The following is a 20557-nucleotide window of genomic DNA, read 5'->3' as shown; positions in this document are numbered from 1 at the left end:
CGTTGATGAAGGAAGGTCGAACATGCAGAAAACAAAAAATAGGGTTATTGAGCGCGTGTACCCTTTAACTTCAACGCAAGAAGGTATGCTTTTCCATAAGATCTGGGATGAGCAGTCTACAAGCTATGTCGTACAGGAAGTGATGACCCTTCAATCCGATTTTCAATCTGAATGGGCGAGACAGGCACTGGATTTGTTGGCTGAGCGCCATGCCATGCTTCGTACCGCGATTGTGTACCGTAAGGTATCCAAGCCGCAGCAGGTTCTCTTTTATCAGCGGAAAATCGAATTCGAGGAAATGGACCTGAGTGCTCTGAGCCAAGAAGAACAGCACCGTGCAATTCAGGAGTGGAAAGAAGCCGATGTAAGACGTGGTTTTGACCTGGAGCAGGATTCGCTTTTGCGAATAAAAGTGCTTGCCTGCGGAGAACGACATTTCAAAATGATCTGGAGTTTTCATCATATCATTATGGATGGCTGGTGCCTGTCGATCGTATGTTCTGACTTTGTTCAATACTATACGGCATTGCGGAACGGAACATCCTACGCTGCTCTGTTGGCGGCTGTCCAGGAAGAGAAGGTCCGTTCCGGGAGTTATGAGGATTATGTAAAGTGGATCAAACGACAAAATAAAGAGGAAAGCTTGGCATACTGGAAGTCGTTGCTATCTGATTATGAAACCGTTGCTGAAGTAGGCTCCAACGGCAGTGACCCGTCCACGAGTCTGGACGTCCAACGAATTTCAGTGCCATTGACACAGGAGATTAGTGAGCAGATTGCGCGATTGTCCGCACAGCATCAGGTAACTGCCAACATCTTCTTTGAAACGGTATGGGGAACGCTGCTTCAGCGTCATACAGGTACCAAAGATGTTGTATTTGGTAAAGTGGTTTCCGGCCGGAATGCGCCCCTTAGAGGGATTGAAGAGATGGTGGGTCTGTTTATTAATACCATCCCGGTAAGAGTGAAAAGTGAACAAGGCTACAGCTTCACCCGCTTGGCCAAACAGCTTCAATGGCAGGCCGTTGAGTCAGGCAAACATGACTATTGTTCTTTAGGCGAGGTTCAGACATACAGCGAAGTGGGTTCGGACACCATTCGCACGTTGATGATTTTTGAGAATTTTCATGAGAAATCAGAGGCCGAACAACTGGAATCCATCTTCCAGATTGAAACGGACGTTTACCGGGAACAGACAAACTATGCTGTTAATTTAATGATTAGCTTTACGGATGTGTTCTCGTTAGATTTGATGTACGATCCATCCCGTTACACGGAACAGAACATGGAGCAGCTTATGGAACAGTTGCTTCGACTTATTGATGGGATAGTACAAAAGCCGGACCAAGCTTTGGATGAGATTGCTTTAATTTCGGATCAGGAACTGAAACGGATTGAAGAAATGAATAGGGAGACTGTCACACCCTATGCGCAAGATCAGACAGTCCATGCCCTGTTTGAGCAACAAGTTAGCCGCTCACCCGAAGCTATTGCACTTGTTGACAGTGACCATTCATTGTCCTATGTGCAGTTGAACGAAAAGGCTAATCAACTGGCAAGGGCGTTACAGCTTCAAGGGTTGAAGCCTGGAGAAGTGGTTGGGATTCTGGTCGGACGCACCGCAGACATGCTGGTTTCCATGCTGGCTGTTCTGAAGACGGGAGCAGCATATCTGCCCATTGATCCGGAGCACCCTGCAGATCGGGTTCAATATATGCTGGAGGACAGTGGTACTCGTTTTTTACTAGTGAATCAGGAAAAATCGGATGCCATAGAGCTTCATTTTGCGGGAAAGTGTCTGAATCCTGGTGAGTCATTATACGCCGATTTCAGTCCTTTCAATTTAGATACAAAAGTATCAGCTGATGATCTGGCGTATCTGATCTATACATCCGGGTCAACGGGCAAGCCAAAAGGAGTTATGCTGGAGCACAGATCCGTACATAACTTTATCGTTGGAATGAATCAAGAGATTGGTTTTGAAGCCGGAAAGACCATGCTTAATTCAACGAGTATGGGATTTGATATTTTTGTCGTCGAGTCTCTTCTGTCACTAATTAAAGGATTGCGTATCATCATTGCAAGCGAGAATGAGCAGAAAGATCCTGCTCTAATGAGGAAGTTGATTGAGAAGCATGCCATCGATATGATGCAAATGACACCCTCTAGGCTGAAAATGCTCATCAGCGGCATCACAGACTTTTCACAGCTACAATCACTGCAACAGATTTTGGTGGGTGGTGAGGCACTTCCCGGACATTTGGCAGCGACCCTGCTCAGTCAATGGAAGGGGCAGCTGTACAATATGTATGGCCCGACCGAAACGACGGTGTGGTCCACCATTCAACTTGTTCATGAGGGTGAACCGATAAGTATTGGCAAGCCAATAGTGAATACGCGGATATTTATTCTGGATTCGAATCTTAATGTACAACCGGAAGGGCTTCGAGGAGAATTATGCATCGGCGGCGATGGGCTTGCCCGTGGATATTTGAACCTGACAGAGTTGACAGAGGAAAGATTTATTCAAGACCCATACAAACCAGGAGAGCGTCTATATCGAACCGGTGACCTGGCTAGATGGCTGCCAAATGGCACCATTGAGTATTTAGGACGGATGGATGAGCAAGTTAAAATTCGCGGATATCGTATTGAATTGGGAGAAATAGAGAGTGTGCTCCGCCTGCAGAGCGAAGTGGCCGATGCTGCCGTGGTAGCCCGGGAGGACAGTTCAGGGGACAAATATCTTTGTGCTTATGTTGTGCCCGTTAAGTCTATTGCCTGGGATTCATTCTCCTGCCGCAGCCTTTTGGGGGAAGTGCTGCCTGATTATATGATCCCAACATACATTATCGCGCTTGATCAACTTCCCCTTAACCGAAATGGCAAGTTGGACCGCAAAGCACTTCCTGAACCGCAGTGGGCTACTGCAGCAAAGGAATGGATTCCACCACGTAATGAGACTGAACGACAAGTGGTTGAAGTGTTCCAGGAGATATTGGGTGTACCCAGCTTAGGAATCCACGATAACTTTTTTGAGTGTGGAGGGCATTCTTTGCGGGCCATCCGTGTGATGAATCTAATTGAAAGTCGTGTGGGTATTCGTCTGCCTCTTCAAGCTATATTTGATCATCCTACACCAGAAGAATTAAGCCGACTTCTCATCCATAAGCCTGAAAATGAATACCAGTCCATTCCCGTCGCACCACAGTGGGAAGACTATCCTATGACGCCAGCACAAAAGCGTCTGTTCTTCATACATGAAATGGATCCTTCAAATACGGCATATCATATGCCCGGCAGCATAGAGCTGAACAGCAGTGTAGATGTACCGCGTTTAAGACATACGTTAAATCAGTTGATAGAGCGGCACGAAATTTTGCGTACCAGTTTTCATCTAAAAGATGGCGAACCAGTACAGCGCATCAGTCCTGCAGTAGACATTGAACTGGAGATCGTTGACCGGACCACGCAAGCAAAAGATAGTAAACGAAGCAACGATATGTTATTGGATTTTGTTCGTCCATTTAATGTAAGCCGGGCTCCATTATTTCGCCTTCGGCTGGTGAAATGGGATGAAACCAAACATGTATTGTTGTTTGACATGCACCACCTGATCTCTGACGGTACAACTATTCATCTCATCACCCGTGATTTCTCCATGTTGTATAACGGGGAAGCATTACCTCCAATTACACGGCATTACAAGGACTATAGTGAATGGTTGCGCGGGCGTGATCTCAGTCAGGAAAAGACGTATTGGCTAAAGCGTTTTGAAGGCGAACTACCTGTGTTGGACCTGCCACTCGATTACACTCGACCGCAGATACAAAGTCCCCGCGGGGCGGCAATTACCTGGAACATGGATAGTCACTTGCGGAATCGTATACAGGAGCTGTGCCGCAAAACAGGGACAACAGAGTATATGGTTCTTTTATCGGGTTTGATGATTTTGCTCCGGCAGTACAGTAGACAGGAAGACATTATCGTTGGCAGCCCTGCATCGGGTCGGATACATCAGGATACGGAGCAGATGGTTGGTTTATTTGTTAATACGCTTGCTATGCGTGCACGTCCAGAGGCTGAAAAGACGTATCTTGAATTTCTAACAGAAGTTCAGAAGGCGAGTCTGGAAGCTTACGAACATCAAACCTATCCTTTTGAAGAATTGGCAGATCAGGTTCAGATGGAGCGCGATCTATCACGCCATCCTCTGTTTGATGTCATGTTTGTATTGCAAAATCAGGAAGAAGAGGAACTCACTGCGGAAGGAATGTCATTTGGTGAAAGCGAAGCAGGAGAACGCTCGGTAAAGTTTGATCTGACCCTTCAATTCACATCTTCACTTCAGGGCTATCAAGTCGATTGGGAATATGGACGGGATTTGTTTAAGAAAGAGACTATTCTGCGAATGGCTTCACATTTGGAATTTGTTCTAAAGTCCATTGTAGAGACGCCTTCACAAAAACTGGGGGATGTCTCCTGTTTGAACGATGAGGAGGAGACGCAGATATTGTATCAATTCAATGATACACACCGGCCTTATCCTTCCGAACAAACGATCCATGGGTTGTTTGAAGAACAGGTGAGAGCGACGCCGGATGCTCTCGCCGTCATCTGCCCGCAGGGGTCCATGACCTATAGCAAGCTGGATCAAGCGGCGAACCGGATTCGGGAGGCGCTCCGTCAGCAAGGGGTTCAGCCGGGCCAACGGGTCGGCATGATGGGACAGAAGAGCATCTACACGATCGCGGGTCTGCTCGGGATTCTGAAGAGTGGCTGTGGATATGTGCCGCTCAGCAGCGAAGATCCGCCTGCCCGGCTGCAGTTCATGCTGGACGACGGCGGGATTGGCACGGTGCTGCACAGCGCGGCTTATCGTGATATCTTGGCCGCTCCCGGCCTGGATGCAGACCGGTTCCAGCGGGTTGAACTGGAGCAAGCCTGCGCGAATGGGGCGGTGGACCTCGGCTTCATGGATAGGGGTCCGGTTCATGCCCATGAAGAGCTGGTGGGGGATGAAGCGGATGTTCGTCCAGAGCCGGATGCGGCCAGTATCGCCTATGTGATCTATACCTCGGGGACGACAGGACAGCCCAAAGGGGTGATGGTGGAGCATCGGAATGTCATCCGTTTGGTGCGAAATACGACCTATGTGCAGCTGGAGGGCGTACGGATGCTGCAAACGGGGGCGCTGAGCTTTGATGCGTCCACCTTCGAAATCTGGGGCGCCCTGCTGAACGGCGGCCGGCTGGTGCTGGCGGAGCAGGAGACCGTCACCGATGGCGAACGTTTGGCTCAGGTGATTCAGGAACAGGACATCCAGATGATGTGGATGACTGCCCAGCTGTTCAACCATCTTACCGATACCTATCTGGATGCTTTTCAAGGCTTGGTCCATGTGTTGGTCGGCGGAGAAACGTTGTCGGCCAAACATGTCCAGCAGGTACGAACGCGGTATCCGCAGCTTCGCCTGACCAACGGGTACGGTCCGACGGAGAATACGACCTTTTCCCTTACGTACGAGATCCATACGGTCGAGGCCAACATTCCGATTGGTCAGCCGATCAGCCACAGCACGGCCTATATCATGCAGGGGCAGCAGCTGTGCGGCATCGGCATGCCGGGTGAATTGGTGGTTGGCGGTGACGGGGTGGCACGCGGTTATCTGAATCTGCCGGCCTTGACGAAGGAGCGGTTTGGACCGGATCCGTATCTGCCGGGAGGACGTGTGTACCGGACCGGAGATTTGGCTCGCTGGCGGCCGGACGGCACTGTCGAATATCTGGGCCGGCTGGACGAGCAAGTGAAGATTCGGGGCTACCGCATCGAACTGGGAGAGATTGAGCGAGCCCTTCGTGACCTGCCGGGGCTGGACGATGCCGTGGTGCTGGCCCGCGAAGATATGCCCGGGGAGAAGGAGCTTTGTGCGTATGTGGTGCCCACAGCTATCACCGGATGGGATGCCGCTGAAGGTCGTCAGCAGCTGAGGGCGCGGCTGCCCGTGTACATGCTGCCGGCAGATTGGGTGGTGCTGGACCGGCTGCCGATGACACGCAACGGCAAACTGGACCGGCGGGCCTTACCTGCCCCGGATCGGAATGAGCGACACACGCTACGCGTGGCCCCGCGGAATGAGACCGAAGCGGAGGTCGTGGCGGTATTTCAGGAGGTGCTGGGCCTGGAGGAGGTTGGGATTCATGACCACTTCTTTGAACGTGGTGGACATTCGCTGCGTGCGATCCGGGCAGTGAATCAACTTGAAGCCCGGACGGGGATTCGGTTACCCCTGCGGAGCCTGTTCGAGCATCCGACCGCTGCGGCGCTGAGCATGTGCCTGGGCGGCGGTGCGGAAGCGGCTTATGAACCGCTGCCACGGGCCCCACTGCAGGAGACCTACCCGATGTCATCCGCCCAGCAACGGCTGTTTGTCATCCAGCAGATGGACCCAGCGAGTACGGTGTACAATATGCCGGGACGTCTGGATCTGCCGGGTTCTCTGGACCTGGCGCGGCTCCAACACGCGCTGCAGACCTTGGTGCAGCGCCATGAAAGCCTGCGAACCAGCTTCCATCTGGAGGCGGGGCAGGCTGTACAGCGGATTCATCCGGAGGTATCCGTGGCGATCGAATACCGCGACTGGAAGGAAGAGCCGGGTTCCGCCAGTGCTTCGGAGGTGGAGAACAATGAAGCTGTGCAGGAGGCGCTGTTGACGCAGTTCGTTCGACCGTTTGATGTGGGGAAGGCCCCGCTGCTGCGGCTGAACGTGGTGAAGACCGGAGCCGAAGAGCATGCCTTGTTGTTTGATATGCACCATCTGATCTCGGATGGGACCACCATGAATATCATGACCCGGGAATTGTCCCAATTGTATGCGGGGGAGAGCCTTCCACCGGTGAGGGTGCAATACAAGGATTACAGCGAATGGTTGCGAGTGCAGGACCGGGAAGCGGCGCGTGCGTATTGGGTTGGAGAGTTTGCCGGTGAGCTGCCCATCCTGGATTTGCCGCTGGACTATCCGCGGCCGCAGATGCAGCGTTTCCAAGGCGGAGTGGTTCCGGTGGAACTGGGGGCGGACCTACGCAGCCGGGTGCAGCGGCTGTGCCGTCAAACGGGAGCAACGGAATACATGGTGCTGCTATCCGGGTTGATGATTCTGCTCAGTCAATACAGCCGCCAAGCGGATATTATTGTGGGCAGTCCGGTATCTGGACGCGTACATCCGGATACGGAATCGACGGTAGGAGTGTTCGTTAACACCCTGGCTTTAAGAGGTTACCCAAAGGGAGCCAAGTCCTATGTTGATTTTCTAATGGAAATTCAGGAAACCAGCCTGAAAGCACTGGAACACCAGACATATCCGTTTGAAGAACTGGTGGAACAGGTGCAGGTCCAGCGCGATTTGTCCAGAAATCCGCTTTTTGACGTCATGTTAGTACTGCAAAATCAGGAAGAAGAATCACCAATCAAGGGCAATCTTGATTTCACAGGGGTACAGGGCAATACAACAACGGCCAAATTTGACTTAACGCTTAACATTACATCCTCTGCGGAGGGTTATCTGGTGCAATGGGAATATATGCGAGATCTGTTCCATGAGGACACGGTCCGTCGAATGGCTGCTCATTATGAACAGGTTATTCAAGAGGTAACCATGGCCTCGGATCTGCGGCTGGATCAGCTGAGTATGGTTACTACAGAAGAGCGAGAGTGGTTGTTTAATAATGTACACGAGATTCCGGCGCAATATCCGGAGCAGGCAACCATCAAAAGTTTGTTTGAAGAACAGGTCAAACGCGCTCCGGGCCGCATTGCTGCCACTGACGGAGAAATAACATGGACATATGCCGAGCTGAACCGACAAGCAAATCTTGTTGCTCACCGGTTATTGGAATGCAAAGGGCCTGAGGAAACAGTGGTTGCTCTGTTGCTTGAGCGAAATGTTGGCATGTTAGCTGGAATTTTGGGAGCTGTCAAGGCAGGGTGCACATATCTACCCATGGACCCGGACGCTCCTTCGGAGCGAATTGGATACATGCTTCAGGATAGCCAAGCGCAGATGCTGCTGACTACAAGCAAGTGTCTTGAAGAGTCCACATTTCGTTATGAAGGAACAATCATCGTTCTGGATAAAGGGCTTGCTGATTTCTCTGCTTCGGACATATCGCACACGCACACATCCCGGAATGAAAATCCCATTGTGAGTATTGTGCCATCGGATGCCCTATATATTATCTATACTTCAGGAACAACCGGACAGCCCAAAGGAACGCTGATTGAACACCGGAATGTCGTGCGGCTCATGGTCAATGACCAGATGCCATTTGATTTTATGGAAGACGACGTATGGAGTCAGTTTCATGCGTATAACTTTGATTTTTCCGTCTGGGAAATGTACGGTGCACTGTTGTATGGCGGGAAAGTGGTTATCGTATCCAAAGAAATTGCGCGAGACGCACCGGCGTTCTTGAAGCTGCTGCGGCAGGAAAAGGTGACTGTACTCAATCAGGTACCTTCTTCCTTCTATGAGCTAATGCACGCGGAGTTAGCGGAACAGTGGGATGAGCAATTGCATGTCCGCATGATTATATTCGGTGGGGAGGCACTTCATTTCGGTAAACTTGGAAAATGGAAAGAGCAGTACCCCGAGATGGAACTCATCAATATGTATGGAATCACGGAGACTACAGTGCACGTCACCCATAAGCGAATTGGCTCTGGTGAATTGGCCCTGGGTTTGAACAATATTGGGCGAGCGATTCCAACTTTAAGGTTATATATCCTGAACGGAGATCGACTATGTGGTGTCGGCATGCCTGGTGAATTGTGCGTTGCTGGAGCGGGCGTAGCCAGGGGGTATGTCAATCGTCCGGAGTTAACACAGGTTAAATTTGTAGAGAACCCGTATGAGCCCGGAGAGCGGATGTATCGTTCGGGGGATATCGCTCGGTGGTTGCCGGATGGGAACGTGGAGTATCTTGGACGATTGGACGATCAGGTGAAAATCAGGGGTTACCGGATCGAACTGAAGGAGATCGAAAATGTACTGATGAAGCAACCGGGTGTGCAGGATGCTGTTGTCATTGTGCAGCAAGATCCAACCGGGGACCGATACCTGAGTGCATACGTCGTTGGCGGGGGATCTGGAGGGCACCCCCTTGATTTGGGATCTATCAAAACAGGGCTGAGTCAGGCTATGCCGAGTTATATGGTGCCGGCAAGTCTGATGGTACTGGAAAAACTGCCGCTGACAAGCAACGGTAAGCTGGATCGCCGCAGCTTGCCTGAACCAACATTTAACAGTCAGCAAGCTTACGTAGCGCCGAGGGACGAACATGAAATTCATATAGCAGGATTATTTTCACAGGTGCTTGGCACGGAACAGATCGGCATCCATGATGATTTCTTCAAACGAGGGGGAGATTCAATCAAAGCGATGCGGATTTTGGCAAAATTGCGTGAGGAAGGTTATCGAACTACCATTGTCCATTTATTGAATCATCCTTCGATTGCGATGTTTAGCCAGCATTTGAAGAGTTTGAATAGAGATGGCATGTTAGTACCGAACTTGGGGAATTCACAGAAAGGGAGTCCTTCTGAGTCCCTGCTTGAGGGGAAATACCTGCCTAGTGAGTTGAGCATTGGGGAAGAAGATATCCGTAAGGCTCTAATTGAATATGCCGGTCGGGTCTCATCGCAACCTTTCGAAAGCATTATACCCATGTCGCCAATTCAGAAGTGCTCCTACGATATGGGGATTAGATCGAGCATGGCTGAGATCACATTTGCCGAGCCACTCGATTCGAAGCGATTGAATAGAGCTGTGCGACACATGATGTATCGACATTCGTTATTAAGAGCAGTCATACAAAAACAAAATAACGAAATTCATATTTTGTCATGTCCGGATGAGGTGCACATTCCTTTACTTGATCTGACGCGACATACAGAAGAGGAACAGCAATCCGTTATAAACCATGCGCGAAGCTTATACTCCATCTATGATTTGGATGAACAGTATACTGGATTATTCCCGACTCAAACTATGATGTTAATCAAGACCTCAACGAATACCTTTACTTTGTTGATGTTGTGTACGCATCTTGTGTTTGACGGAATGAGTCATGAGAGCTTCTACAGTCAGTTGACAGAGTTATATCAAGACCGCGATGAAGCACCGAGAGAGCAAGAGACTCCATCGCTCGTATACGATTACATGAAATATGTTCAGCAGGTAGAGCAAGGCCCCGTCAATACCACACAAGAAGAGATTCATTCTGTATTGCGATTGGGTGAATTCGTTCAAGCTGTACAACAATATCAACAGTTTGCAGAAGAGCATGAGTGGGAGACGTTCAGCTACACGTATAACATGGATGTCCTTGCATCCAGTCATGTGCACTCGCTTGCGTGGGAACTGCCAAGCAGGGTATATGGTGAAATGTTAAAACAGGTCTATCCGAATGCCCGTATTCCGGTTCTTCTTGTGCAAGCGGGCCGAGCCTACGATCAGGAGCATTATCATGATTATATTGGTGAATTTATCGATTTTGTACCGAGTGTGGTAGACACCCAGTTAGAGCAACCATGTATTAGTCAGATGGAGGAGCAGATCCGGTTCTTGAGAAAGCATAAAATCAACATGGCTTCCTTGCTGACTGAACCTCATATTCGGGATCGGTATCCAATGGTATCCTCTGTCTTCGAGGCTGTTTACCCAGGCAAAATGAATATACCCATCTATAACTATCTTGCAGTGTATCAACATGCCACAACCCAAATCGCCGCTTCGCCGGAGACAGTGGATGTTGCCGGGCAGGCTGGTGGGATGATAACGAATGTCTACCTGACGCCGCTTGGCGAGTTCCAGATGAGTTCTTTTTGCAGAAAGGGACAGGGGAACGCCTTGAAGAATTACCTGGATGTTTGCATCTCAGATTTGTTAACGGAGAGAGTCTAGTTCAATCATTCAGTCGATTTATATAAAGGAACGTCAAACAACAGTTTTCTTTCACGCATTTGTGAGGGAGAACTGTTGTTTAATTTAGATTTCTTTTGTCCTTTTTTGAGTCCTGAAAATATTGTAGAAACTTGTCATATGTTGCCCAAGGCGTTTGTTTATACGCTGTATGGGTTTCACTCTCAGGAAGAATATCGCCATGAAACCGAACGTATTACACATGCTCCAGATCATCGATAGGCTCATGCTGTCGGGATTTGAGATACTCCGCCGGAGACACACCGAAGTGCGCCCGGAATACCCGGTGGAAATAGGAGTAGCTCGCAAAACCGCAGGATTCCGCAATATGCTCCAGGGTCATTTCACTGTATTTCATGCGTTCCAGCGCCGCATTCAGACGAATCTCAATCGCGTATTGAATCATGGTCTGATTGTAATGTTCCTTGAATAAGCGGACTGCACGCGACAGGCTGAGTCCGGCATAACGTGCCGCTTCCTCAAGCTTGAACGTAACCGTGGCATGCTCCTCAATATAACGTTTTAATTTCAGCGCAGAGGAAACTGCCCGATCAGTCTGAATATTCTCTTTAATTGCTCGGTCAATGTATAGACATAATCCGCGCAGTAACGCATCCTTTAGCTCCGCATTTTCCTCAAGAGGTCCACGACGTTTCTCAAGTAACATATTTCTCCACAGGCTGATGAGTTTATCATCAAGTCCAATTCGGCTCACGGTAGATCGTTGCTGCCTTTTCCACCAGTTCTCGATCCAGCTGCCCTCGCAGAACAGATAATAATCTCCGCTGGACAAGCGTCCTTCCTTATGTGGTTCATCGACCACGAGATGATAGTCATCACCAGGCTTTAAGAGCAGCAAGTCCCCGCTTGTCATCCTGAATTCCTCATCCTGTACATACACTTTGCACGAGCCTTCGGTCTGCAGACGGAACAGATAGGTTTGCAACTCGCCCTTCATATTATGAGTGAACGCCTTATAGTGATATGAGTAGTCACAGATCAGTACAGATGTCTCTAACGTATCCAAAGATAAAATCCCCCAATATGTACATTCTGCATGCAATCAAATGGGTACATTCAATAGATGCAAAATGATGGAAATAAAATTTGACCAGATAGTTCATGTTCTGACTATATTGTATATGTTCATTCTAGCCTGTTTTGCGTTAGGATGATACCAGATAGAGCAATGAAAGCAAATTTGAGAACAGAGGTGTATCCTACATGAAAAAACTTAATATTGGTTTGCAATTGTTTACACTCCGTGATGAAACTGCAGCAGATTTTCGTGGTACGTTGCGTAAGGTAGCGGCCCTTGGATATGAAGGTGTGGAGTTTGCCGGATATGGTGATATTCCAGCTGAGGAAATGAAAGCGCTACTAGATGAACTTGGATTGAAAGGATTCAGCAGTCACGTTTCACTACATGCGATGCGCGAAGACTTGCAAAAACAAATCGATTACCTGAAAACAATTGGTGCACAATATATCATTTGTCCGTACCTGATGCCTGAGGATCGTCCCGAGAATGCAGAAGGCTGGACCAAGCTGTTCGAAGAATTGCAACAATATGGAGCTGAAGCAGCGAAGCAAGGGTTGATCTTCGGATACCATAACCATGACTTTGAATTCCATGGTCAGGTTGGCGATGCCAATGCTTTTGACGCCATGTTCGCTCAAACATCACCGGAAGCGGTAAAAGTGGAAATGGACGTATGTTGGGTACAATTTGCGGGACAAAATCCGATCGAGTATATTAATAAATATGCGGGTCGCTTGCCGCTGCTTCATCTGAAGGACTTCAGCAAAGACGAACAGGGCCAGATGAAAACGCTGGAACTGGGACAAGGTTCGGTTGACCTGCCAGCTGTTATTGAAGGCGCTACGAATGCAGGCGTGGAATGGCTGATCGTGGAACAAGACGTATGTCAGAATCCACCGCTTGAGAGCGTATCCAATAGCTACAACTGGCTGAAACAGAACTATTTGAACCAATTTTAATCTAAGCATTTAGCCTAAATCCAAAGAGTGAATTGAATCGAATTATGAAAAATGCTGAATCTTATTTGTCAAAGGAGACTTATATACATGAGTAAAATTAAAGTTGCTGTATTCGGCTGTGGAGCCATCGCCGAGCGCAGACATATTCCAGAGTACGCTGCCAATGAGAACGTAGAACTTGTCGCTTTTGCCGATCCGATTGTGGAGCGTGCGGAGAAGATGGCCGAGACTTACGGCGGTAAAGCGTATTCCAGTTACGAAGAATTGCTTGCAAACGAAACGGTGGATGCCGTTAGCGTGTGTACACCAAACTATCTGCATGCGCCAATGGCGATTGCTGCTGCAAATGCAGGCAAGCATGTGTTGGTTGAGAAACCAATGGCCGTTTCCACTGAAGAAGGCGAGCAAATGATCGAAGCTGCCAAGAAAAATGGTGTGTATCTGATGGTTGGACACAACCAGCGTCTGATGCCTCCTCACGTCAAAGCAAAAGAAATTCTCGACTCCGGCAAACTTGGTAAAGTCCTGAATTTCCGTACATCTTTTGGCCACCCGGGTCCGGAAGGATGGAGTGTGGACGGTGCTGAAAGCTGGTTCTTCCGTAAAGAAGAAGCTATTATGGGCGCGATGGGTGACCTGGGCGTGCACAAATCAGACTTCATCCGTTACTTGCTGAATGATGAAGTATCTGAAGTGGCTGGTTTCATCAGCACACTGCACAAGGAAGGTACTCAAGTTGACGATAACGCAACTTGTCTGCTGCGTATGAAGAGCGGTGCGATCGGAACGCTGGTAGCAAGTTGGACGCAATACAGAGCTGGAGACAACAGTACCGTGCTGTGGTGTGAGAATGGCGTTATGAAGATCGGAACAGTGGAAGGCGATGAAGTGATCGTTGAGCTGACCAATGGTACAGTTGAGACGTACAAAGTTGGTGCCATGGCTACTAACGAGAAACAAGTGCCGAGTGGTGTAATTGACGCATTTGTAGAGTCCATTGTAACGAAAACACCTCCAGCGATTTCCGGGGAAGAGGGCTTACGTTCCCTGCAAGTGATCCTGGCAGCATTCGAATCCGAGAAAACAGGTCAGATCGTTAAACTGTAATCCATACGAATGACAGTGCAATTTCTAACATTTTATATGTCTTAATTCATGATATAAGGGACTTACCTTCAGAGATGTGTTCTGGGGTAAGTCCTTCTATATTTCTCCCCAACCGAGTAGGGGAAAGAGAACAGTAACAGTAACAGTAACAGTAATACGGTAATTGTGCAGCAGGGTTTACATATTGGATCGCTTTTACACAACAGAAAAGGCTGATATTCCGCGCTATCACGGAATATCAGCCCCTTATACTCATTAAAGTTAATGATAGAATGATTAATTTTCTTTAGATGCCAGCAGGTACATCACTGCCCAGATCCAGCCATGCGATTTCAGCAGGAGTCAGTGTGATACGGGAACCTTCGTCACATGACAGCAGTTCCGCCTGATTCTGAGCACCGATCAGGGCACAGGTTGGGAACGCCTGATTCAATACATAAGCGAGTGCAATCTGAATAGGTGATGTTTTCTTCGAATTAGCCAATTGTTCAGCCCGGCGTAACCGTTCCCAGTTGCCATCACTGTAGAATACACGCACCAGATCTTCGTTATCGCGAACTTCAGGTGTGAATCTTCCCGTGAAGAAACCGCGCGCTTGGGAGGACCAGGATAGCAATGGCAGCTTGGTTTGTTCATGCCATGCCAGTGTCTCTGCATCTGCCGACACACAGCCTGCCCAGAAAGGTTCGTTTGCTTTGGCGAGACTGAGGTTCGGACTGCTGAATGTGAAGCCCTTCAAGCCATTTGCCGCAGCGTACGCATTGGCTTCCTCGAGGCGCTGCCAGGTCCAGTTGGAGGCGCCAATTGCGCCGATTTTGCCGGAATCAATATGTTCGTTTAATGCTTCAAGAATAACACTGACAGGGGTATTAGGATCATCCCGGTGCAAGGCATACATCTCTACGTGATCTGTCTGAAGACGCTCCAGACTTTCCATCAAGTCACTGCGGATAGCATCAGCGTTCACGCGTGGTCCATTCTGGTCATGATGCGCGCCTTTGGTAAGAATGACGATCTGGTCACGGTTACCGCGTTCCTTCATATAACGACCAAGGACTTCTTCACTCTGTCCACCACAATAAATATGTGCTGTATCGACAGTGTTACCGCCAATCGACAGAAAAGCATCCATGTTCGTAGCTGCTTTATCGTAAGCACTATGCACGAAATAATCGGTTCCTTTAATCAATCTGGAGACGCGTTTACCTGCACCAGCAATTTCGATATATTCCATAAGTCAGTTCATCCTCTCAATTATAGTGTAATTCGTGTACGTTCTTCCGCTGAACGAAGGCAAGCTTCCAGCACTTTCATATTAGCTACTGCATCGGAAGGGGCGAAGCGCAGATCCTTGCCTTGAAGTACGGCACGTGCCATGTCATCTCCCTGCAGAGAGTAGTGGTTCACTTGCGGAACTTCAATCTCTTTGCGTTCACCGCCAGCCGTTACATAGAAGTTGGAACTGCGATCCTGACGACCGATAAAGGCCGATGGTACCTCAATGATGCCATCAGAGCCTAGAACTTCGAGCGTGTTGCGGAAGGCTGCCCACATGCTGCTGTCAAACGTCACACCAACGTGATTATCGAATTCCAGCAATCCGGAAGCCATCATATCGACCTGATCATGCTGTGGGGAGAACATGCCAATAACGGTAACTGCGTTTGGTTCCTGACCAAGTAGCAGACGTGCTACGCTGATGGAATAACATCCGATATCATACAGTGCACCTCCGCCCCACTCCTTCCGAAAGCGGACATTGCCGGATGCATTGGAGTTATTAAATGAAAATGTGCTGTGAATACCACGGATCTCACCGATCTCACCGCTGGCGATGATATCCCTGATCTGCTCATAACGTGGATGATGACGGTACATGAATGCTTCCGCGAGATGCACACCTGCATCTGCACAAGCTTGAACCATCTCCTGAGCTTCCTGCTCTGTCAGAGCCAGTGGTTTTTCGCACAAAATATGTTTGCCTGCTTCTGCAGCCCGGATCGTCCATTCCCGATGCAGATGATTCGGCAGTGGGATATATACGGCATCAATGGAATCGTCAGCGAGCAAAGCTTCATAACTGCCATAAGCCTTATCGATCCCAAGTTGTTCGGCCGTTTGTTTGGCTTTATGTTCGTCTCGACTGGCAATCGCGGTTACTTCATTCAACTCGGATTGCTGCAAGCCAGGAATGACGGATTCCACAGCAATGCTAGCGCTACCAAGAATGCCCCAACGCAATTTTTGAACTGAATTCATGTGTTGTATCCTCCTGTGTATAAATGTATATTGTGATTATAATGAATAGACCAATGAATTAAAATGATAATATATTGAATTTAGTTAACACAATATTGTTGATCAAGGAGAACCGGCTATGATGAGACAAACCGTATTGCTTACCCTGCAGGATATTCCATATTTTTGTTATCCCGAATCCGTTGGACACTATATGGATCATCCCCAGCATTCCGTATTACGGGAGGCAGGTGTGCTGAACAATTTTAATATTCACTATGTTGCTTCGGGCAAGGGATATGTGGAAGTGGACGGGGTAGAGCATGAACTTCGTGCAGGTCAGGCCGTACTTTATTTCCCGCAGCAGCGACAACATTATTATAGTAGTGAAGATGATCCATGGGATGTACGATGGGTTCATTTTTACGGTGAACGTCTGCATGATTATATGATTGAACGGGGGTTACATCGTAATCTGTTATGGACATTGCGTCAGCGTAGCTCTTGGGAAGAGGCTCATCTGGCCTTGCTGACTGAAGCGGAACAGAATACCATGCTGCGTCCGGCTCAGCTATCCACATTGACCTATTCCGTACTCGCCGAGTTCGTGCAGCATGCGGTACCTTTAAAGAACACACGTACCACAAGTAAGGCGGAGAGTCGGGTACTTGCGCTTCTTCCACAGATGCAGCAAGAGGCCTGTCAACCTTTCCTGTTACAGGACTGGGCAGATCTTGCAGGTGTGAGTTCGTATTACTTTTGCAAGATGTTCAAGAGTGCCGTAGAGATGACACCTATGGAGTTTATCACTCGTTCACGACTACAGATGGCGAAGCAATGGTTACTGGAACGTCCCTCGGCCAACATTGGACAGATTGCAGAGGAAGCGGGATATCCCAATGCCAGTTATTTTAACCGCCAGTTTATGGCTCATGAGGGGATGACACCTACGGATTATCGCGGATTGTATCACAATTAACCCGTATCCATTCGATGTTGTCAGCGCTTTAGGTATAGTGGTTTGACAGAGAGCTCAATCAAGTCTATTATGGATAAATTAAATCCGTGTATAATGAGGTGCCCTCATGAAATATTCAAAAGCGACAAATTATGCTTTGCATACGATGCTTCATCTTGTAAGTACTGCCCCTGAGCAGCTGGTTAGTGTACACCAACTTGCAGAATTGCAGAAGGTATCACCAACCTATCTGTCCAAAATTTTGACCAAATTGGTTAAGGCGGGCATGATTGAATCGACTTCTGGTGCCAATGGTGGCTACCGACTTAGTCGTAAAAATCCGGACCCTTCTTTCCTGGAGATCATTCATGCGATTGAAGGTCAGGCGTCCCTGTTCGAATGCTCCCAGAATCATAACGCAGGCTGTTTGATCCAGCAGGTAATGGTTCAGGCGGAAGAAGAGATGGAGAGTTTCCTGAACAATAAGAAAATGTCAGAACTCGCTTCCCAGATGAAGAGTTGGAGTGCACAGCAGTAGCTTGGGGCTAGAAGTGAGGCTTGAATTGATGGGATTAACTTGTCTACCATAGGTATATCCAGATCTTTCCCCAACCTCGCGAGAGGTAAGGAAAGATTTTTTGTATCGTTGTGCCTAATAGAAGTGGAATGGTACAATAAGGAAGGTATAGGTGCATACATACTTGATCCAATCTTACATCACATTTTACATCTCTGGAGGGACAACACATGAGCCAATCAACGATTACAGGACTGGAACAATTGCTTGCGCTGGAAAACATTCGGAACACCAAGGCGCGTTATTGTCGCTATATTGATACGAAACAATGGGACACCTTGGGTGATGTGTTTGCTCCCGATGCAGTGGCTGATTTCAGCACAGAAGGCAATCCAATTCCGGTATTAACCGGTCGCGACACCATCGTACAAGTATTCCGTGATCTGGTGGATGTTGCCGTAACCGTACATCATGTTCATAGCGCCGAAGTTGAATTTGTATCCGAGAATGAAGCGAAGGTCATCTCTCCAATGGAAGATTGGGTAACGTTCCCGGAGGGCAATGAGAACAAATCTTTCCACGGATTTGGGCACTACCACGAAACTTTTGTCAAGATCGACGGTCAATGGTACATCAAACATACAAGTCTGAAACGTCTTCGTCTGGACCTGTTTGAATAGTATAATCAGTGTAGAAGAATAGAGAAGTCGATCAACCCAAAAACAGCCCCGAGTAACGCAATGAATGCGCCCTTGGGGCTGTTTTTTTTGGTTAGTGGAGTAGAGCAGCTGACTTTAGATCCGACTAGTTGATTCTGTGACTTTCCGTGACTGCATTCTAAGATACACCTGAGAGAAAATAACGGATGCCAGTGCGACCACGGTCATACCCCAGAAAATATTGGTGTACGCCGAGGAGAGCGGCAAGTTCTGCATCGCCGTTAAGGCTACGCCAGTAACAGCAACGCTGAAAGCACCGCTGAAGAACTGACTGAGTTGGAACAGTCCCATACCTGCGCCCACCTGATCCATGGTCAGGTTACCAGACAATTCATTGGACACGCTGGTGGTCAGCGATGAGAAACCAACGCTGAGCAGGACATACACAGCCATAATGGCGTAGATGTTATTGTCTGCAAATAAGGCGAACAATCCGGCAGCGGCTAGTAGCAGCCATGGTGCAAATTTCAACAGCAACGTATTGCCATGTCGGTCAATCATGCGGCCGATCCGGTTGGACAGCAGCATGGACACGACTGCACCCGGGAAGATGACTAGCCCGGATTGAGCAGGGGTCAGTCCATATAGATGTGCCAAAATTTGCGGCAGCAGGAACAATGTTGAGAAGTTATTGATGTACGATACAATCCCCAGCGAGCTGAGCATCATATATTTTTTGTTTTTGAACAAAGCAGGCTGAACAAATGGATCTGCCGCGCGCCGAATTCGGAGCCAGAACAGAAGCAGTGCCGCTGCACCGATAACAAGCGTGAACCACTGACGTGAAGTCAGGAATAACAATACACCGGTAGTACCGATGGCGAGAAGCACGGCACCCAGCAAGTCAAATGAACCTTTTTGGGGTGTTTCCCGCGGAAGCAGTTTGAAGAATACGGGAATCAGGAATAACGTTAATCCCGTAACGATAAACAGATCATGCCATCCCAGAAACTGTGTAATGCTTCCTCCAATGACGGGACCGAGTCCAAGACCCAGTGAACTGGCGGACATGATGACAGCCATTGATTTCCCCCGGCGATCATTGGGAATGTACCGTGTAATCAGCACAATGGCGAGCCCCGGAACAGAAGCAGCACCCGCAGCCTGAATAAGACGTGCAATAAGCAATATGATGAAATGATTACTGAAGAATCCGAGAACGGATGCTGCACCAAGTAACGTAAGCCCGGTCGTGAATAAGGTACGAATGGGTATGAAATCCGATAGACGTGAGAACGTAATCGAGGAGATGGCAAATACAATGGAATACCCTGTAACAATCCATGAGGAAGCGACGGATGTAAGCATGAATTCGGCTGCAATTTTGGGTAGCGCCAGATTAAACATCATTGTATTCATAACAACGAGTACAACGGTGAAGCCAAGCAAGCTTACAATTAATCCTTCCTGTATTCCGGTCCGTTCCCCTGATGATGCGGTTGCGGTGTTGTTCATAAAAACCTCCTAAAGTGATGTGTATTTCGCAACATTTCAGAAACGGCGTGTAACATTTGCAAAATGTAGTATGATGTCAATCCCGTGCCTAACAGCAGGGGTTACATAACGAATCATTAAAGTTCGATTGGTGTCGAACATTAGAAATATATCATGGATCTGTGTTAGAATACAATGCATAGTCTGAAAAAAGGAGACTACCGTATGAAAATTTTACATCATCCACAGGTGTCAGATATTGAACTTTCCTCCGTACTGTATGCGCTGAGTGACCCGACTCGCCTTGGGATTGTTGCGGAAGCAGCCAGAAGTGGGGAGCAGCCGTGCAGTCATTTTCATGCACCTGTTGTGAAGTCAACGATGTCACATCACATTCGAACCCTGCGGGAAGCCGGAGTTATTCGGGTCAGAGTGCAAGGTACCCAGCATTTTCTCACCCTGCGGTCTGAAGATTTGGAAACGCGCTTTCCAGGACTCTTGCAACCATTATTGCAGGCCGCAGCTCAGTCGAGCACAGATCTTTCCTAAATGGTGTCCTTTCTTCAGGTTGAAGAGGGGACATTTTTTATTTTCTAATACTGCAT

At 48.4% G+C, this 20557-nt stretch carries 11 protein-coding genes; 7 read left to right on the top strand and 4 right to left on the bottom strand.

Features of this window, described 5'->3' with window-relative positions:
* The first annotated feature begins 22 nt into the window (after positions 1 to 22).
* The gene (locus tag NKT06_RS27475) at positions 23 to 10960 is read left to right on the top strand and encodes a non-ribosomal peptide synthetase (RefSeq protein WP_253441077.1); all 10938 of its coding nucleotides are present in this window, start codon (positions 23 to 25) and stop codon (positions 10958 to 10960) included.
* A gap of 214 nt (positions 10961 to 11174) precedes the next feature.
* Here the strand turns inward: NKT06_RS27475 and NKT06_RS27470 are convergent, their stop codons facing one another.
* Positions 11175 to 12005, bottom strand: coding sequence for an AraC family transcriptional regulator (locus NKT06_RS27470; protein ID WP_253441075.1), 831 nt, complete (start codon positions 12003 to 12005; stop codon positions 11175 to 11177).
* Positions 12006 to 12202: 197 nt separating this feature from the next.
* On the opposite strand from NKT06_RS27470, the gene NKT06_RS27465 reads away from it, so the two are divergent.
* Complete coding sequence (locus NKT06_RS27465) at positions 12203 to 12979, top strand: sugar phosphate isomerase/epimerase family protein (protein ID WP_253441073.1); 777 nt, start codon at positions 12203 to 12205, stop codon at positions 12977 to 12979.
* Positions 12980 to 13066: 87 nt separating this feature from the next.
* Positions 13067 to 14086, top strand: a complete 1020-nt coding sequence (locus NKT06_RS27460; RefSeq protein ID WP_253441071.1) for a Gfo/Idh/MocA family protein — start codon at positions 13067 to 13069, stop codon at positions 14084 to 14086.
* Positions 14087 to 14372: 286 nt separating this feature from the next.
* Here NKT06_RS27460 and NKT06_RS27455 read toward each other — a convergent pair whose 3' ends face one another.
* Together NKT06_RS27455 and NKT06_RS27450 are read right to left on the bottom strand one after the other, a co-directional pair.
* Entirely contained in the window at positions 14373 to 15320 is a 948-nt protein-coding gene (locus tag NKT06_RS27455; protein ID WP_253441069.1) for an aldo/keto reductase, read from the bottom strand.
* Positions 15321 to 15340: 20 nt separating this feature from the next.
* Positions 15341 to 16345, bottom strand: a complete 1005-nt coding sequence (locus tag NKT06_RS27450) for a Gfo/Idh/MocA family protein (protein ID WP_253441067.1) — start codon at positions 16343 to 16345, stop codon at positions 15341 to 15343.
* Positions 16346 to 16463: 118 nt separating this feature from the next.
* On the opposite strand from NKT06_RS27450, the gene NKT06_RS27445 reads away from it, so the two are divergent.
* From NKT06_RS27445 to NKT06_RS27435, 3 genes are all read left to right on the top strand, one after another.
* The gene (locus tag NKT06_RS27445; RefSeq protein WP_253441065.1) at positions 16464 to 17303 is read left to right on the top strand and encodes an AraC family transcriptional regulator; all 840 of its coding nucleotides are present in this window, start codon (positions 16464 to 16466) and stop codon (positions 17301 to 17303) included.
* 106 nt (positions 17304 to 17409) lie between these two features.
* The gene (locus NKT06_RS27440) at positions 17410 to 17820 is read left to right on the top strand and encodes an RrF2 family transcriptional regulator (protein ID WP_091019160.1); all 411 of its coding nucleotides are present in this window, start codon (positions 17410 to 17412) and stop codon (positions 17818 to 17820) included.
* A 209-nt stretch (positions 17821 to 18029) separates the two neighbouring features.
* Positions 18030 to 18479: a nuclear transport factor 2 family protein gene (locus NKT06_RS27435; RefSeq protein ID WP_074096526.1), complete on the top strand. Its 450-nt coding sequence runs from the start codon at positions 18030 to 18032 to the stop codon at positions 18477 to 18479.
* Positions 18480 to 18593: 114 nt separating this feature from the next.
* Here NKT06_RS27435 and NKT06_RS27430 read toward each other — a convergent pair whose 3' ends face one another.
* Positions 18594 to 19973 (bottom strand): MFS transporter, encoded by a 1380-nt coding sequence (locus tag NKT06_RS27430; RefSeq protein WP_253441063.1) that lies wholly within the window; start codon positions 19971 to 19973, stop codon positions 18594 to 18596.
* 204 nt (positions 19974 to 20177) lie between these two features.
* Here NKT06_RS27430 and NKT06_RS27425 point away from each other — a divergent pair, with 204 nt between their 5' ends.
* Positions 20178 to 20501: an ArsR/SmtB family transcription factor gene (locus NKT06_RS27425; RefSeq protein ID WP_253441061.1), complete on the top strand. Its 324-nt coding sequence runs from the start codon at positions 20178 to 20180 to the stop codon at positions 20499 to 20501.
* Positions 20502 to 20557 lie beyond the last annotated feature (56 nt).

It is taken from the genome of Paenibacillus sp. 1781tsa1 (assembly GCF_024159265.1).
Lineage (GTDB): Bacteria > Bacillota > Bacilli > Paenibacillales > Paenibacillaceae > Paenibacillus.
Note: the sequence above shows the minus strand (reverse complement) of the source record. Positions and strands in the feature narration are given on the sequence as shown.

What these genes read in the sequence shown, in the direction of transcription:
- NKT06_RS27475 (WP_253441077.1), top strand. Translation starts at nt 23, where the DNA reads ATGCAGAAAACAAAAAATAGGGTTATTGAGCGCGTGTACCCTTTAACT.
- NKT06_RS27465 (WP_253441073.1), top strand. Translation starts at nt 12,203, where the DNA reads ATGAAAAAACTTAATATTGGTTTGCAATTGTTTACACTCCGTGATGAA.
- NKT06_RS27460 (WP_253441071.1), top strand. Translation starts at nt 13,067, where the DNA reads ATGAGTAAAATTAAAGTTGCTGTATTCGGCTGTGGAGCCATCGCCGAG.
- NKT06_RS27455 (WP_253441069.1), bottom strand. Translation starts at nt 15,320, where the DNA reads ATGGAATATATCGAAATTGCTGGTGCAGGTAAACGCGTCTCCAGATTG.
- NKT06_RS27450 (WP_253441067.1), bottom strand. Translation starts at nt 16,345, where the DNA reads ATGAATTCAGTTCAAAAATTGCGTTGGGGCATTCTTGGTAGCGCTAGC.
- NKT06_RS27445 (WP_253441065.1), top strand. Translation starts at nt 16,464, where the DNA reads ATGATGAGACAAACCGTATTGCTTACCCTGCAGGATATTCCATATTTT.
- NKT06_RS27440 (WP_091019160.1), top strand. Translation starts at nt 17,410, where the DNA reads ATGAAATATTCAAAAGCGACAAATTATGCTTTGCATACGATGCTTCAT.
- NKT06_RS27435 (WP_074096526.1), top strand. Translation starts at nt 18,030, where the DNA reads ATGAGCCAATCAACGATTACAGGACTGGAACAATTGCTTGCGCTGGAA.
- NKT06_RS27430 (WP_253441063.1), bottom strand. Translation starts at nt 19,973, where the DNA reads ATGAACAACACCGCAACCGCATCATCAGGGGAACGGACCGGAATACAG.
- NKT06_RS27425 (WP_253441061.1), top strand. Translation starts at nt 20,178, where the DNA reads ATGAAAATTTTACATCATCCACAGGTGTCAGATATTGAACTTTCCTCC.